This window comes from Streptomyces sp. NPDC053513, from assembly GCF_044544765.1.
Taxonomy (GTDB): Bacteria; Actinomycetota; Actinomycetes; order Streptomycetales; family Streptomycetaceae; genus Streptomyces; species Streptomyces litmocidini.
The window spans coordinates 118,624-133,209 of sequence record NZ_JBITXP010000006.1 but is presented as its reverse complement, the minus strand read 5'-3'; the positions used below and the strand labels follow the sequence as shown (position 1 = coordinate 133,209).

Sequence of the window (14,586 nt, the reverse complement as noted above, 5' to 3'; positions counted from 1 at the left end):
GTCATCAGGCGGTGACGGTCAGAACATGCCGTCCTCGCGGCGGTGGATCTGCTCCATGAGCTCCACCGCCATCGCCTTGATCGTCTCCAGACCGGCGCGCCCCCACGGCCGGACGTCGGTGTCGACCACGCAGATGGTGCCGAGGGCGACACCGGTGCGGTCGATCAGCGGCGCCCCCATGTAGGAACGGATGCCGATCTCGTCCACGACCGGGTTGCCCGCGAAGCGGGGGTAGTCGCAGACGTCCTCCAGGACGAGCGCCTTGCGCCGCACCACGACGTGCGGGCAGTAGCCGTGGTCGCGGGCCATGAAGCGGCCGACACCGCCGCCGCCCGCGGCGGCCGCGCCCAGGTCGCTGCCGGAGTGGGTGCCCTCGGGAGTGTGGAGCCCCGCGAAGAACTGCCGGTTCTCGTCGATGAAGTTGACCATCGAGAACGGGGCGCCGGTCACCTCGGCGAGCCGGTGGGCGAAGTCGTCGAACGCCGGGTCCGGCCGTTCCCCGAGACCGAGTTCGCGCAGCCGCTGCACGCGGGCGGGCGCCTCCTTGTCGATGGGGGTCAGCAGGAGGTGACCGGTCGGGTCGTAGGTCATGGCGTGGCTCCGTAGCTCGGCACGGTGTCCGGGATGGTGGTGAGCAGATGCTGGACGAGGGTCAGCAGGGTGCGGATGCCGGAGCTGGAGATCCGGGCGTCACAGGTGACGACCGGCACCTCCGGCTTGAGGTCGAGGGCGGCCCGTACCTCGTCGGGTTCGTAGCGGTAGGCGCCGTCGAACTCGTTGACCGCCACGATGAACCGGATGCCCCGCCGCTCGAAGAAGTCCACGGCGGAGAAGCACTCCTGGAGCCTGCGGGTGTCGGCCAGGACGACCGCCCCGAGCGCACCCTCGGAGAGCTCGTCCCACATGAACCAGAAGCGCTCCTGGCCCGGGGTGCCGAAGAGGTACAGGACGTGGCGGGCGTCGAGCGTGATGCGGCCGAAGTCCATGGCGACGGTGGTCGTGGTCTTGGACTCCACGCCCTCCAGGCTGTCGGTGGCCGCGCTGACCGAGGTGAGCAGCTCCTCGGTGCTCAGCGGTTCGATCTCGCTGACCGCGCCCACGAGGGTCGTCTTGCCGACGCCGAATCCGCCCGCCACCAGGATCTTCAGTGCGGTGGGAAAGGGGTCGGTCGCGAAACCGTCGTGGCGCTCAGAGCCGTTGTCGTAGGCCATCGAGCACTGCCTCCAGCAAGGAACGGTCGGTTGGATTGGCGTGGAAGCGGGGCGCCCGGGCGGTCAGCGCCCCGCAGTCCACGAGGTCGGAGAGCAGGACCTTGGTCACGACGGCCGGAAGCCGTAAGTGCGCCGCGATCTCGGCCACCGAGGTGGGCCCGTCGCACAGCCCGAGGGCCAGGCTGTGCTCGGGGCCCATGTGAGGCTGGGGGCTCGAACCGGTCGCCATCACCATGGACAGCAGGTCCAGGGCGGTGGTGGGCTTGGTCCGGCCGCCGCTCACGGTGTACGGGCGGATCAGCCGCCCGGCCGCGTCGTCGAGCCAGGGCCCTTCCTGATGGGACGTCACGTCTACTGCCCGCGCCCGCCGACCGCGCCGGCGGCCTGTCTGGCGGGGGTGACCAGGTACGGCCGGACGCTCTTGACGAGCATCGCCATCTCGTAGCCGAGGACGGCGGCGTCCGCCTCGCGCCCGGCGAGGACGGCCAGGCACGTGCCGGAGCCCGCGGTGGAGACGAACAGGAGGGTGGAGTCGAGCTCCACGACCACCTGGCGGACCTCGCCGCCGTCACCGAAGCGGGCGCCCGCGCTGCGGCCGAGCGAGTACAGCCCGGAGGCGAGGGCCGCCATGTGGTCGGCGGCGTCGGGGTCGAGACCGTGCACGGATTTCACGAGACCGTCGGAGGAGAGCAGGACGGCGTTGCGGGTGTAGGGGACCCGCTGGACCAGTCCGCTGAGCAGCCAGTCGAGGTCCGAGGAATGGCCGGTCGGCACATTGCTCGCCATGGTGATCTACTCCTTGTGGGCGTCGCCGGGACGCTGGGATTCGTGGGGGGCGGGCTGGGATTCGGCGAGGCCGATGCCGCGCTGGAACGCGGCCATCAGACCCGGGTCGTGCAGGGCGTGCTCCTCGGTCTTGCGGGCCACGGGCTCGTCCCGCAGCTGCGGGACGATGTGCTCCTGTGCGCGCCTCTTGGGGAGCAGGGGCCTGCCGCCGTCCTCGGCACGGGGGGCCGGGGGGAGCGGCGAGAGCAGGTGGTCCGGCGGGCCGGCGGGCCCGGCGCCGGCCGGCCCGTCCGGTACCGCGGGGGCGGGGCCGGGGTCTCCGTATCCGCTCGGCCGCTCGCTCGTACGGAGGTACGGGTGCGAGCCGGGCACGGGGGCCTCCTCGTGGCGGACGGCGGCCCGCTCCGGGGTGGGCGAGGGCGAGGGTACGGACCGCGGCGCGGGAGCGGTGGGGGCCGCCGTCCCGTTCGTGTCGGCCGTCGCGGGCGCCTGAGCGTGGCCGGGGGCGTGGCCCGTGGCCTGCGCCGCGACCGGGGCCGTGGCCGGTGCCTGGTGCGGCAGGGGTGCCGGGGCCTGGGCCGGGGCGTGACCGGGCGCGGAAGCCGGGGTCTGGACCGGGGCGTGACCGGGCGCGGAGGCCGGGGTCTGGACCGGGGCGTGGCCCGGGGCCTGGGTCTGGGCCGTGACGGCGGCCGCCGGTCGGGCCTGCGGCTGGATCTGCACCTGGTCGGGCGGGATCGCCGCGGAGCCGGCGGTCGCGGCGGTCTGGCGCTCGTGCTGCGCGAGGCCCTCGGGGTCGGAGCCGAGGAGGCCCTGCGGGAGGACGAGGACGGCCTGCACGCCGCCGTAGATGTTGGACTGGAGGCGCACGGCGATGCCGTGCCGGCGGGCGAGCGCCGAGACGACGAAGAGTCCGATGCGGCCGTCCTGGAGCAGGTGCGCGACGTTGACCTGGTCGGGGTCGGCGAGCAGGGCGTTCATCTTGTTCTGCTCGGTGACGGGCATGCCCAGGCCCCGGTCCTCGACCTCGATCGCGAGGCCCGCCGTGACGTACTGGGCGCGCAGCAGCACCGTGGTGTGCGGCGCGGAGAACAGCGTCGCGTTCTCGACGAGTTCGGCGAGGAGGTGGATGACGTCGGCCACGGCATGGCCCCGGAGCGTACCGTCGATCGGGGGTACGAGCTTCACGCGCGGGTACTGCTCGACCTCGGCGATGGAGGAGCGCAGCACCTCGGTCATGGTGACCGGGTTCGACCACTGGCGGCGGGAGATGGCGCCGCCGAGCACGGCGAGGTTCTCGGCGTGGCGGCGGATGCGGGTGGCCAGGTGGTCGACGTGGAACAGGCCCTTGAGCAGCTCCGGGTCCTCGACCTCGTTCTCCAGCTCGTCGAGGAGCTGGATCTCGCGGTGGACCAGGGACTGCAGGCGCCGGGCGAGGTTGACGAAGACCTCGACCTTCTGTTCGTTTCCGACACTGCTGGAGAGCCGCGAGGCTTGCACGACGGCCGCTACGGCGGCTTCGTGAGAGCGCGTCAACTCGTGCGCGAGGAGGTCGAACTCGTCGCCGGAGGCGGGGGCGGTCGGCTGCGCCGGCCGGACCGAAGGGTCCTCTCCCCTGCGCAACTGTTCGACGACGGACAGGAGTTCGCTCTGCCCTCGGGCGCTGGCTCGGCGCAGGGAGTTGCAGCGGTCGAGGACGGCCTTGGCCGCCCGGTCGGCGCCGAGCGCGGCGGCCGTCACGGAGGCGATGGTGAGGGCGGCGGCGCCGGTGAGCGCGGCCCAGAGGCCGGGGCTCGGGCTGGCTCCGGTGGAGCGGATGGTGAAGAGGACGGCCGCCGCGCCGCCCAGGGCCACCGCGACGGCGGGAAGCACGGAGGTACGCAGGAGTTGGGGGCGTATGCGGGCTTCGGCGGGGAGCCGTGCGGAGGTCTGCGCCGGGGGGTTGCTGCGGGTACCGGTGGCGGAGCGGGCGCCTGGCCGGCCGTGCCGCCCGCCCTCGCGTCGATCGGACCGCGAGGCGGGTGCGCGAAGTTGAGACATGAGTGTCCTTGGTACGTGCCCAGGAATCGGCGTACTGCGGGGGTGTGTGTTCTGCAGGGGGTGTACGGGGGAGGTGTTCTACAGACGTTCGATGAGCCTACCGATGATCATCAGCCACACACTGTAGTCGTCAACCGTTCATGTGCGGTGCGCAGTTGACAAACTTACCCGTAGACCGGCCCGCTCTGGTATCGGCCCTCATATGAGTGGCCGAGAATATTCGTCCGAAACTCGATGCCGTGGCCCGGAGGGGATGCCGGCGGCCGGGAACGGAACAGTACGGAGACGCCGCCGCCCCCGCCCTTCCGCGGAAACCGTCCCGTACCGGAATCTCCGGAGGAGGACGGGCCCGCCCGGCCCACACCTCCGCGGGAACGGCGTCCCGCTCCCGAGCCGGCCCCCTCGGGCCCCGCTCCGGCCGCCGGATCGGCGCCGCCCCCCGGTGCCCGAATCCGCCCGCACGCCCGCCTCTTCCCCAAACGTCCGGTGACGGTCGGTGAGAGCGGAAGCCCCGGCCCGGCGGCGCCCGCCCTCCGGGCCGGGGCTTCCGCTCGTCCCCGCGCTCACGCCTCATTTCCGGGGAGCTGTCCCCCGAGAGGCGCGACAGGCCGCCACCGTCCGGTCCAGCGCCTCCTCGACAGGGGTGGCGACGGCGCCGAGGCGGTCCCGGATCAGGGTGGAGTCGACGACGAACGGCTCCGCGAACTCGTACCGCATCTCGATCAGTTCGCGCACCGTGCGGTTGAACGCGCCCATCGCGTACAGGGCCGCCGTCGGCATCCGGCGCAGGCGGGCGGCGCCGGGCCGACCGGTGGCGCGGTGGGCCGGGCCGGCGAGCTCGCGGGTGGTGCGGGTGTGCGGGTCACTGGGGAGGTGCCAGACGCGGCCCGGGGCGTCGGGGTGGTCGCCGTCCGGCCCGCCGCCCACAGGCCGGCATCGCCGCCGCCCCAGAGCCACGGCGGACGGGCGGCGTCCGGGCAGGGCGCGGGTCCGGGCCGCGCCGAGCAGGACGCCCTCGACGGCCCCCATGAGCGCCAACGAGCCGAGATCGGTCCGTGGCCGGCCAGGGAGGCGCCGAGCAGGAGCCCGAGCCCGCTGCCGGCCGCGGTGGTCGTGGACCAGCGCGGCAAGCTCAGCCGGCCGGAGGAGACGAGCGCCTGCCCGGCGCCGGTCACCGCCCCCGTCACTACCCGCCCGCCAGCGCGCTCACCGCGTCGTCGACGGGGCCGACCACCGCACGACCGGCGGGCCCGGCGACCGGGAACGCCAGGAAGCCGGCCGTCCACCGGAGCCCGAGGCGCACGGCGGAGCGCGGCGGAAGCAGCTCCGGGCCGTCCCCGCCGACCGCTGCCCGCGCACGGCCGGGGCGGCGGGCACGACCGCGCGGTTCGTCTCCGACGAGCAGTACGCGTGGGGGCTCGACCGGGTCCTCGACGGCATCGCGGGGCGGGCGGAGGGCTGACACCGGCTCAGCGGCCGACCGGCCGCTGAGCCACGACGCACACCGCGCGGGCGCGGCGATCGGCCGGACGGCCGCCTCGTCACGCGGCTCGCCGAAGGGCACGGAGCCGGCGCAGCGGTCCGGGTGAGCCGGGTCCCGCCGGGCGTGCCCTTCGGGCGGGAGACGGTTCGGCAGCCGCCCGAGCGCCGAGGCCCGGCCGGTCTCAGCGCTCGGCCGCGAGGTCCAGGTCGTCGCCGTGGGCCTCGACCGCGACCTCGATGCCGGGGGGCCGGCGCCACGGGCGCGCGATCGGGCGGGACACCGCCCGCCACCAGGAGTCCCCGGGCAGCTTCCCCGCGGGCTCGAACGGCTCGCCGGGGAGGGGGAGCGCCACCGCCTGCCCGGCCTCCTCCGCCGCGTCCCGCGTCCACTCCCCCGGCTCCGCCCAGGCGTGCGGGGCGAGGTTGAAGGTGCCCCAGTGGATCGGCAGCAGCACACCGCCCGGAGCGCCGCCCTGGAGGTCCAGGTGGGCCCGCATGCCCTCGGCCGGAGTCATGTGGATGTCGGTCCAGAACTCCGAGTAGGCGCCGATCTGGATCATGGTGGCGTCGAAGGGGCCATGGGCGGCGCCGATGTCCTTGAAGCCGGAGAAGTAGCCGGTGTCGCCGCTGTGGAAGATCCGGTGGGCCGGACCCCGCACCACCCAGGAGGCCCAGAGCGTGTGCTGCTTGTTGCGCAGGCCACGGCCGCAGAAGTGCCGCGCCGGGGTGGCCGTGAGCCGGAGCTCGCCGACCTCGGTGGACTCGTTCCAGTCCAGCTCGCGCAGCCGGGAGGCGGGCACGCCCCAGCGTTCGAGGTGTGCGCCGACGCCGAGCGGCACCGCGAAGAGCGTGTCCGTGGTGGCCAGCGCCTTGATCGTCGGCAGGTCGAGGTGGTCGTAGTGGTCGTGCGAGATCACGACGACGTCGACCGGACCGAGCTCGGCGAGCGGCACGGGCACCGGGTGGAGCCGCTTGGGACCGGCGAAGGGGAACGGGGAGCAGCGGTCGCCCCAGACCGGGTCGAAGAGGACCCGGTGGCCGTCGATCTCCGCGAGGACTCCGGAGTGCCCCATCCAGGTCAGGCGCAGGCCGGTGGCCGGTGGCGCGGCCAGGTCGGCGAGGGTGGTGGGGTGGACGGGGATCGCGCCGGTGGGGGCCCTGCGCGCGCGCCCCTCCTTCTCGAAGTAGATCTTGGCGAACTCGACGGTGGAGCCGGAGGGGCCGCGCCGCGCCGGTTCGGGGTTCTGGAAGATCCCGTCCGCGAAGTTCGGCGAGCGGCGGATCCGGGCGAGACGCGCACCCGTGGGTTCCGCGCCGAAGGACTCGGGGCGCAGGTCGCGCAGCCGGGCCCGTGGCGAACGGTCGGAGCCGGTACCGGTCACAGGACCTCCTGATCTCTGGGGGTCGTTCCATTATGGGCGGCCCGCTCCGGAGACGGCCGGGCCGGTCCGCCCTACCGAACAACAATTCAGTACGACCCCGTCCTGCCCCTCCCGCTCCCGCACCGGCGCCCGGCGGTGGACGCTCTTCGGCGACATCGGGGCCGACGCCGGTCAGGCCTTCGACCGGGTACGACGGTCCGTACCGCCCTCGCCCGGCTCCGGCGGCTGCTCGGACGGCGCTCCACCGCGGTGCGACGGCTGCGGGCCGCGGCGCGCTGGTACGCCCCGACCGGCCCGGCCAAGGGCCGGCGGCTGTGGATCGGGGGCTGGGCCGTCCCGCTCCGCGACCCGGAGCCGCGCCGGGTCGCCGCCTTCCTCGACCAGGAGTGGAAGACAGCGCCGACCCGGGTGATCGAGGAGCGGGCGGCCGCCGGGGGGGGCCGCTGCGCGGACCCGGCGGCCTGGCGGCTGACCGCCTTCCCCGACGGCCTCGCCGTCCGGACGACGGCCTACGCCGGCTCCCTCTCGCGCGCCGCGATGCTCCGCTGGGCGGACACGGCCCCCGCCCGTGAACCGAACCTTCCGGACCAGGACCTGGCGACCACGGACCGGGACGCCGAGCCCGGGGCCGGTGCCGGTGTCGAACCCGGGGCCGGGCCGAGCCCGAGCTCGGGTCCGAGGCCCGTTGAGCCCGGGACCGGGCCTGAGGCCGGGACCGGGGCCGGTCTGAGACCAGGACCAGGGCCGGCCTGAGACCAGGACCAGGGCCGGGACCAGGGCCTGCCCCCTCAGATCAGTTCGTAGACCGCCGAGACCGTGACCTGCTCCTCGATCTCGCCCGGTGCCAGGGGAACGGTCGGCTCGTCCGCCGAGACCTCGGGGGCCGCGCCCGCGCCGGGGCCGGGACGTACGGACTCGCCCTCGCTCAGCGAGACGAGCCGGCCGAGTCGGTGGCCGCTGAGCCGGGCGTGCTGCGCGGCCTTGTCGTACGCGTCCTGGTACGCGGCCTCGCGGGCCTTCGCGCGCAGCGCGGACGGGTCGGCGACGTCGAAGACGACGCCGTTGATCCGGCCCGCGTCCTTCTTCGCGTCGTTGACCGCGCCGATGACCTGACCGGTCCTGCCGAGGTCGCGGACCTTCACGGAGAAGGACTGACCCGCCTGATAGCCGGTCACCTTGCTGTCCCCGTCCTTGTTCTGGGTGTAGACGGGGGCGAGCGAGAGGCTGTCGGTGCGGATGTCCCGGTCGGCGATCCCCTGTCTGTGCAGCACGTCGAGCACCGCCTCGGCGGCGGTGCTCTGGGCCGCCATCGCCTCCTTCGCCGTCGGGCGGGTGGCCTCGACCCCGACGGACAGGATCGCCAGGTCGGGCGCGGCGGACGCGCGGCCGTTGCCCGTGACGGTGACGGTGGCCGGGGCGGTCTCCCGGGCGCCGGCGCTGAGGGCGGTCCGCCCGGGCGCGGCGGCCAGGGCGGGGGCCGCGGTGCCGGCGAGGAGGCCACCGAGCACGGCGGTGGCGGCGAGCAGACGGGCGGTGCGGGCGGCGCTGGGCCGGCGGATCGTCACAGGCGGTCCTTTCGGGGGGTGGGTGCCGGGGCTCCGGCGGGCACATCCCAGCACCCGGCGCCGCCGCCTCCCGCGCGCCACTCCTGACCGGCGGCTCCCTTCACCTCTCCGCACCAACCGGGGCCGGGTCCGGGGCGTGCGGTCAGGTCTGGACGAGCGGCTCGTACTCCTCGGGCCGCAGGCCGAAGGTCCAGGCGACGCCCTCCCGCGCGGTCCGGGTCCTAGGTGGCACCCGCAGCCAGTACGTGCGGTGGGTGCCGTCCGGCTCGGGCGTGGAGTTGACGACCTCGACCATCACGACGTCCTCGTCGTCGGCGAGTCCGATCCGCCAGAGGACGCCCGTCTCGTCGCTGTGCTCGTGCCGGGCCCCGGAGGCGGCGAGGTAGCGGTCGTAGCCGTAGTACTCCAGCATCACGCGCCGCAGTTCGGCGTTCTCCTCCTCGCGTATCCGCTCGGGGGTGAGGTCGGCGAGTCCGGCGAGGAAGTCGGCGGAGACCCGCATGCCCCGCCAGGCGTGGAGGGCGAACCCGTCGCGGAAGGCGAGTGCGGGACCGTCGCCCCGGTCGAGGCGTCCGGCCTCGTCCCGGTGGAGTTCGACGGGCCGCTCGCAGAGCACGGCGGCGTTCTCGTAGGGCCACCACCAGCCGGCGTGCCCGGCGACGGCGGCGAGGCCCGCGAGGCGCTCCCCGTGTCCGTCGAAGGCGGCGAGCCAGGCGGCGTCGTGCTGGCCGAGCACCGCGTCGAGCAGCACGAGCCGCACGTCGCCCTCCCCGGCGGCCCCCGCCCGCTCGACAGCCCCCGCCTCCCCGGCGGCCCCCGCCCGCTCAACAGCCCCCGCCCGCTCGACGGCCCCCGCCCGCTCGACGGCCCCCGCCCGCTCGACGGCCCCCGCCTCCTCGACGGCCTCCGTCACCGCGGCGCGTATCCGGTCGACGAGGGCCCGCGTGAGGTCCCAGAGCGGTGCCCCGGTCGTCTGCCAGTGGTCCGCCCAGCCGGCCGGGCCGAGCGCGTCGTGGAGGCGGCGGCGCTCCTCGGCCCACGGCCGGGTGCGCACCTCGTCCCGTACCGAACGGCCCGTGCCCGCCAGGCCCCGGAGGAGCGTGACGGCCGCGAGCGGCGAGTCCGCCCAGAGGATCCGCTCGGGCTCGGCGAGGCCCGCCGAGCGGTAGGCGAGCCGGACGCCGGCCTCGGCGGCGGCGCGGTCGGCGGGCCCGGTGGCGGCGGCGACGGCCCGCCACTTGCCGGCCTCGGTGGTGCGGTTCATCCCGGTGTCCCCCATGTCCTTCACTGCTCCTCCGTCGGACATCAGTCCGCGACGATCCGGTACGCGCCGGGCACGTACTCCCGCTGCCGCACCACCCGGTACCAGCCCTTGGGGAGGGGTATCGGCGCGTGTTCCTCGTGCACCACCCGTCCGCCCTCCGGCAGTTCGAGCAGGAGCGGGCCGAGGGGTCCCGGCTCCCGCACGAGCCGGCCGGGGCCGGGGATCGCGTGGGCGTGCCCGGTGACCTCGCCGAGGGCGAGGAGCAGGCGGCCCCGGCCGTCCCTCGGCTCCCCCGCCGCCCCCTTCACCCTCTCCGGAACGGCCGCCTCCGCGACGGGCGCGATCAGCACGTCTCCCTGCCGGTACATGGCTCTCCCCTCCCCGTCCGGCACCCGCGGCCGAACACGAGAACGACGCTAGGACCCGGCACTGACAATCGGTCGGGAGGCGACCCGGCGAGGGGTGTTGTCGGTGCCGCTTGGTAGAACTCTCTCCATCAGCCGACCCACTCGACCGTTGTCTGGAGCACCGTCATGACCGTTGGCACCCACCTGCAGGAATTCCACGGCCTGCCCGTGTTCGACTTTCCGGGTGCGGACGCGCGGGTCGAGCTGCCGGCGGCGGACTCGGTCGCCTGGCGGATCTCCGCCCCGACGTACTCCGACCCCGGTGACGAGCTGTGGGAGCCGCGGTTCGAGCGGTTCCTGAAGACGGTCGACACGGGTCGGGTGCGCGCGCTGGTCGTCGGCGGCTGGGACGAGGCGTACGAGAACTCCTCCGCGGACATCGTCACCGCCCTGATCGGCGCCAACGACCGGCTGACGGCCCTGGAGGCGGTGTTCCTCGGCGACATGACCGGCGAGGACTGCGAGATCTCGTGGATCGTCCAGTCCGACGTGACGCCGCTCCTCGCCGCCTACCCGGCCCTCCGGGAGTTCGGCGTGCGCGGTGGCTCGGAGCTGGCCTTCCCGTCGGTCCGGCACACCGGTCTGGAGACCCTGGTCGTGGAGACCGGCGGCCTGCCCGCCGAGGTGGTGCGGGGGATCGTGGGCAGCGACCTGCCCGCCCTGGAGAAGCTGGAACTCTGGCTCGGCACCGACGAGTACGGCGGTGACAGCACCCCCGAGGACCTGGCGCCGCTCCTCGCCGGCACGGCGTTCCCCGCCCTGCGCCGTCTGGGCCTGTGCGACAGCGTGATCCAGGACGCCGTGGCCGCGGCCGTCGCGGGCGCGCCCGTCGTCGCCCGCCTGGAGCGGCTCGACCTGTCCATGGGCGTGCTCACCGACGAGGGTGCGGCGGCCCTCCTCGACGGGCAGCCGCTGACCCATCTCGCCCACCTCGACCTCTCCCACCACTACCTGTCGGAGGCGATGTGCGAGCGGGTCCGCGCCGCGCTCGTGCCGTACGGCGTGACCGTCGACCTCAGTGACGCGCAGGTGGGCGAGGACGACGGCGACGGGGACGTCTGGCGCTACGTCGCGGTCGCCGAATGACCTCCGGCCCGCGCCTCGTGGTCGTCGGCGATCCGGCGGGCCGCCGCGTCGCGTTCTTCCAGGACGCGCTGCGGGCCGCCGGGCTGCCCGAGGCGCGGGCGGTGTCCTGGCCGGAGGTCCTCCGGGGCCGGGCGCGGTTCGCCGCCGGGGAGACCGTGCGCCTCGACTCGCCCGGCGAGGACCCGGAGGCCGACCGGCTGCTGCGCGGGGTCGACGATCCGGCCCGGGTCGAGGGCACCGGCCGCTGGTACGGACGGTTCACCGCCGCCGTGGCGGACCTCGCCCACTCCGTCGCGGAGGCGGGCGCCGTCCTCGTCGACGATCCCGCCGAGCTCGCGGTCCTGTTCGACAAGAGGCTGAGCCACGGCCGGCTCCGGGCGGCCGGGGTCCCGGTGCCCGAGTCCCCGACCTCGGGTCCCGACGCCCCGGTCGTACGGGGCTGGGCGGACGTCAGGGCGCTGACCGCCGGGGCGGGTATGCGCCGGGTGTTCGTCAAGCTCGCGCACGGCTCCTCCGCCTCGGGGGTGCTGGCGGTGGAGACGAACGGCGCGGGCCGGTTCCAGGCCACGACCTCGGTGGAGCGCGGGGCCGACGGGCGGCTCTTCAACTCCCTGCGGGTGCGGCGCTACACGGGCGAGCGCGAGGTCGCCGCGATCGTGGACGCCCTCGCCCCTGACGGCCTGCACGTCGAGCGCTGGCTGCCGAAGGCGACCCAGGACGGCCGTGCGGCCGATCTGCGGGTGGTGGTGGTCGACGGGCGGGCCACCCATGCCGTGCTCCGCACCAGCCGTTCCCCCATGACCAATCTGCACCTGGGCGGTGCCCGGGGCGATCTGGACGCCGCTCGGGCGGCGATCGCCGCGGCCGGTGGCCGGTGGGCGGACGCGCTCGCGGTCTGCGAGCGGGCCGCCGCCGTCTTCCCGGGCACCCGGTGCGTGGGGGTCGACCTGTTGCCCGCGACCGGCTGGCGCCGGTTCGCCGTGGGCGAGGTGAACGCCTTCGGTGATCTGCTGCCCGGTCTCACGGGTCTGCCCGGCGGCGGCGCCGAGGGGCTCGACACGTACGCGGCGCAGGTCGCGGCGCAGTTCCGGAGCGCGTCCGGCGTCCCCCGTACGCCCCCGAGCACCCCCCGTACCCCCCTGGGCGCCTCCCGCACCCCCCTGAGCACCCCCCGCACCACAGGAACGAGCACCACGTGAACCAGCCCGACATGAACGCGATCGTCGGCAGCCACGATCTGCTCCTGGTCACCCTCGACACCCTCCGGTACGACGTGGCCGCCGAGCTGGCGGCCGAGGGCCGCATCCCGAACCTGGCCCGTCACCTCCCCGGCGGTGTCTGGGAGCGGCGGCACGCGCCCGGGAGCTTCACGTACGCCTCCCACCAGGCGATCTTCGCCGGATTCCTGCCGACCCCCGCGGTTCAGGGCCCCCATCCACGGCTGTTCGCGGCCCGGTTCGCGGGCAGCGAGTCGACGGCGGACGGCACCTGGGTCCACGACACCCCGGACTTCGTCTCCGCGCTGGCGGCCGAGGGCTACCGGACGGTGTGCGTGGGCGGGGTGGGCTTCTTCAACAAGCAGCCGCCCCTGGGCTCCGTGCTCCCCGGCCTGTTCCGGGAGAGCCACTGGGAGCCCTCCTTCGGCGTCGCCTCGCCGACCTCCTTCGAGTCCCAGGTGGCGTGCGCGGAGGAGGTCGTCGCCGGCCTCCCCCGCGAGGAGCGCCTCTTCCTCTTCGTCAACGTGTCGGCGCTGCACCAGCCCAACTGGTTCCATCTGCCGGGGGCGACCCGCGAGGCGGGTGACTCCCGGGAGACGCACGCGGCCGCCCTGGAGTACGTCGACCGGCACATCGGGCGGCTCTTCGCCGCGATGAGCGGTCGCCGCCCCTGTTTCGCGATCGTCTGCTCCGACCACGGCACCGCGTACGGGGAGGACGGCTTCACCGGGCACCGGCTCGGCCACGAGGTCGTGTGGACCGTGCCGTACGCGCAGTTCGTCCTGCCGGGCCCGGACGGCGAGGAGGCCACGGCATGAGCGGCACCCCCCGTCCGTACCGGAGCTACGTCTACGCCTACCCGCACAAGACGGCGTACCGCGCGCTCCCCGAGCGCCCGGAGCTGTCGGCGCTCTGGGCCGGGGAGCCGAAGGACGCGCTCTCCCTGTACGCGCACATACCGTTCTGCGAGGTCCGCTGCGGCTTCTGCAACCTCTTCACCCGGATCGGCGCCCCGGACGAGCTGACCACCCGCTACCTCGACGCCCTCGACCGCCAGGCCGTCGCCGTCCGCGAGGCCCTGGGGGACGCGTCGCCGGTGCGGTTCGCCACGGCCGCGTTCGGCGGCGGCACGCCCACCTTCCTCACCGCCGCCGAGCTGGAGCGGCTGTGCGACATCGCGGAGAAGCGGATGGGCGTGGACCTGCGGGCGGTGCCGCTCTCCGTGGAGACCTCGCCGGCGACCGCGACCGCCGACCGGCTCGCGCTGCTCGCGGACCGGGGCGCGACGCGGCTCAGCATCGGCGTGCAGAGCTTCGTGGAGGCCGAGGCGCGGGCGGCGGCCCGGCCGCAGCGCCGCGCGGACGTCGAGGCGGCGCTCGGCCGGATCCGGGACACGGGCGTGCCCGTGCTCAACATCGACCTGATCTACGGCATCGACGGGCAGACGGAGCGGTCCTGGCGGGTCTCGCTCGACGCGGCCCTCGCCTGGCGGCCCGAGGAGCTGTACCTCTACCCGCTGTACGTGCGCCCGCTCACCGGTCTCGGCCGGATCCAGGACCCGGCGGCCGCCGACCGGGAGTGGGACGAGGCGCGGCTGCGGCTGTACCGGTACGGCCGGGACCACCTCCTGGCGCACGGCTACGAGCAGGTGTCGATGCGGATGTTCCGCCGCGCGGACGCGGGCCCCGCCGGGCCGGACGACCACGCCTGCCAGACGGACGGCATGATCGGCCTGGGCTGCGGTGCCCGCTCGTACACCTCGGCCCTGCACTACTCCTTCGACTACGCCGTCGACATGCGGGAGATCCGCTCGATCATCGACGCGTACACGGAAACGGAGGACTTCTCCCGCGCGGAGGTGGGCCGCGCGGTGGACGGGGACGAGGCGCGTCGCCGGCATCTGCTCCAGTCGCTGCTGCAGGCCGAGGGGATGCCGGTCGCGGGGTACGAGGAGCGGTTCGGTTCCTCGCCGTTCGCGGACTTCGGCCCGGAGCTCGCCCGGTTCGAGGAGTACGGCTGGCTCGCGGACGCCCCGGCGGGGCTGCTGCGGCTGTCGCCCGAGGGGCTCGCGCACTCCGACGGGCTCGGCCCCGAGCTGTTCTCCCCCGCCGTGCGGGCCGCGATGGCCGCGTACGAGGCGAAGTAG

Annotated in this window: 15 protein-coding genes and 1 pseudogene; 5 read left to right on the top strand and 11 right to left on the bottom strand. The window is 74.9% G+C overall.

The genetic code is table 11. The features are described from left to right. Window positions 1-18: 18 nt before the first annotated feature. The 8 genes from ACIGW4_RS12860 to ACIGW4_RS12825 form a co-directional block, all read right to left on the bottom strand. Window positions 19-591 carry a GAF domain-containing protein gene (locus tag ACIGW4_RS12860; protein WP_123456344.1) on the bottom strand — a complete coding sequence of 191 codons (573 nt, stop codon included), beginning with the start codon at window positions 589-591 and terminating at the stop codon, window positions 19-21. Next, the gene (locus tag ACIGW4_RS12855) at window positions 588-1,211 is read right to left on the bottom strand and encodes an ATP/GTP-binding protein (protein ID WP_123456343.1); all 624 of its coding nucleotides are present in this window, start codon (window positions 1,209-1,211) and stop codon (window positions 588-590) included. The genes ACIGW4_RS12860 and ACIGW4_RS12855 overlap by 4 nt, the downstream gene beginning before the upstream one ends. After that, window positions 1,189-1,560 (bottom strand): DUF742 domain-containing protein, encoded by a 372-nt coding sequence (locus tag ACIGW4_RS12850; protein WP_123456342.1) that lies wholly within the window; start codon window positions 1,558-1,560, stop codon window positions 1,189-1,191. Before ACIGW4_RS12850 ends, ACIGW4_RS12855 begins: the two co-directional genes overlap by 23 nt. Window positions 1,561-1,562: 2 nt before the next feature. Next, the gene (locus ACIGW4_RS12845) at window positions 1,563-1,997 is read right to left on the bottom strand and encodes a roadblock/LC7 domain-containing protein (RefSeq protein ID WP_123456341.1); all 435 of its coding nucleotides are present in this window, start codon (window positions 1,995-1,997) and stop codon (window positions 1,563-1,565) included. A gap of 6 nt (window positions 1,998-2,003) precedes the next feature. After that, window positions 2,004-4,037, bottom strand: a complete 2,034-nt coding sequence (locus ACIGW4_RS12840) for an ATP-binding protein (RefSeq protein WP_399580138.1) — start codon at window positions 4,035-4,037, stop codon at window positions 2,004-2,006. 570 nt (window positions 4,038-4,607) lie between these two features. After that, window positions 4,608-5,066 (bottom strand): hypothetical protein, encoded by a 459-nt coding sequence (locus tag ACIGW4_RS12835; RefSeq protein WP_399580137.1) that lies wholly within the window; start codon window positions 5,064-5,066, stop codon window positions 4,608-4,610. A 157-nt stretch (window positions 5,067-5,223) separates the two neighbouring features. Beyond that, a complete protein-coding gene (locus ACIGW4_RS12830; protein WP_399580135.1) occupies window positions 5,224-5,502 on the bottom strand; it encodes a hypothetical protein in 279 nt (92 codons plus the stop codon). Window positions 5,503-5,701: 199 nt separating this feature from the next. Next, on the bottom strand, window positions 5,702-6,901 hold the full coding sequence (locus tag ACIGW4_RS12825) for an MBL fold metallo-hydrolase (RefSeq protein WP_123456338.1): 1,200 nt from the start codon (window positions 6,899-6,901) through the stop codon (window positions 5,702-5,704). 207 nt (window positions 6,902-7,108) lie between these two features. Here ACIGW4_RS12825 and ACIGW4_RS12820 point away from each other — a divergent pair. Further along, window positions 7,109-7,654 (top strand): annotated as a pseudogene (locus tag ACIGW4_RS12820) (TetR family transcriptional regulator C-terminal domain-containing protein); the annotation flags it as partial. A 35-nt stretch (window positions 7,655-7,689) separates the two neighbouring features. Here the strand turns inward: ACIGW4_RS12820 and ACIGW4_RS12815 are convergent. The 3 genes from ACIGW4_RS12815 to ACIGW4_RS12805 all read right to left on the bottom strand — a co-directional run bounded on the left by ACIGW4_RS12815 (window position 7,690) and on the right by ACIGW4_RS12805 (window position 10,098). Then, a complete protein-coding gene (locus ACIGW4_RS12815; protein ID WP_399580132.1) occupies window positions 7,690-8,466 on the bottom strand; it encodes an SIMPL domain-containing protein in 777 nt (258 codons plus the stop codon). Window positions 8,467-8,608: 142 nt separating this feature from the next. Further along, window positions 8,609-9,745, bottom strand: a complete 1,137-nt coding sequence (locus ACIGW4_RS12810; protein ID WP_399580130.1) for a DUF6745 domain-containing protein — start codon at window positions 9,743-9,745, stop codon at window positions 8,609-8,611. 26 nt (window positions 9,746-9,771) lie between these two features. Continuing rightward, the gene (locus tag ACIGW4_RS12805) at window positions 9,772-10,098 is read right to left on the bottom strand and encodes a hypothetical protein (protein ID WP_123456336.1); all 327 of its coding nucleotides are present in this window, start codon (window positions 10,096-10,098) and stop codon (window positions 9,772-9,774) included. A gap of 165 nt (window positions 10,099-10,263) precedes the next feature. On the opposite strand from ACIGW4_RS12805, the gene ACIGW4_RS12800 reads away from it, so the two are divergent. Genes ACIGW4_RS12800 through ACIGW4_RS12785 form a run of 4 tightly spaced genes read left to right on the top strand, consistent with a single transcriptional unit; the run spans window position 10,264 to window position 14,586 of the window. Next, window positions 10,264-11,223 (top strand): STM4015 family protein, encoded by a 960-nt coding sequence (locus tag ACIGW4_RS12800; RefSeq protein ID WP_123456335.1) that lies wholly within the window; start codon window positions 10,264-10,266, stop codon window positions 11,221-11,223. Next, window positions 11,220-12,422: an STM4014 family protein gene (locus ACIGW4_RS12795; RefSeq protein ID WP_359590566.1), complete on the top strand. Its 1,203-nt coding sequence runs from the start codon at window positions 11,220-11,222 to the stop codon at window positions 12,420-12,422. Before ACIGW4_RS12800 ends, ACIGW4_RS12795 begins: the two co-directional genes overlap by 4 nt. An 11-nt stretch (window positions 12,423-12,433) precedes the next feature. Then, a complete protein-coding gene (locus ACIGW4_RS12790) occupies window positions 12,434-13,258 on the top strand; it encodes an STM4013/SEN3800 family hydrolase (protein WP_123457586.1) in 825 nt (274 codons plus the stop codon). Then, a complete protein-coding gene (locus ACIGW4_RS12785; RefSeq protein WP_399580127.1) occupies window positions 13,255-14,586 on the top strand; it encodes an STM4012 family radical SAM protein in 1,332 nt (443 codons plus the stop codon). The genes ACIGW4_RS12790 and ACIGW4_RS12785 overlap by 4 nt, the downstream gene beginning before the upstream one ends.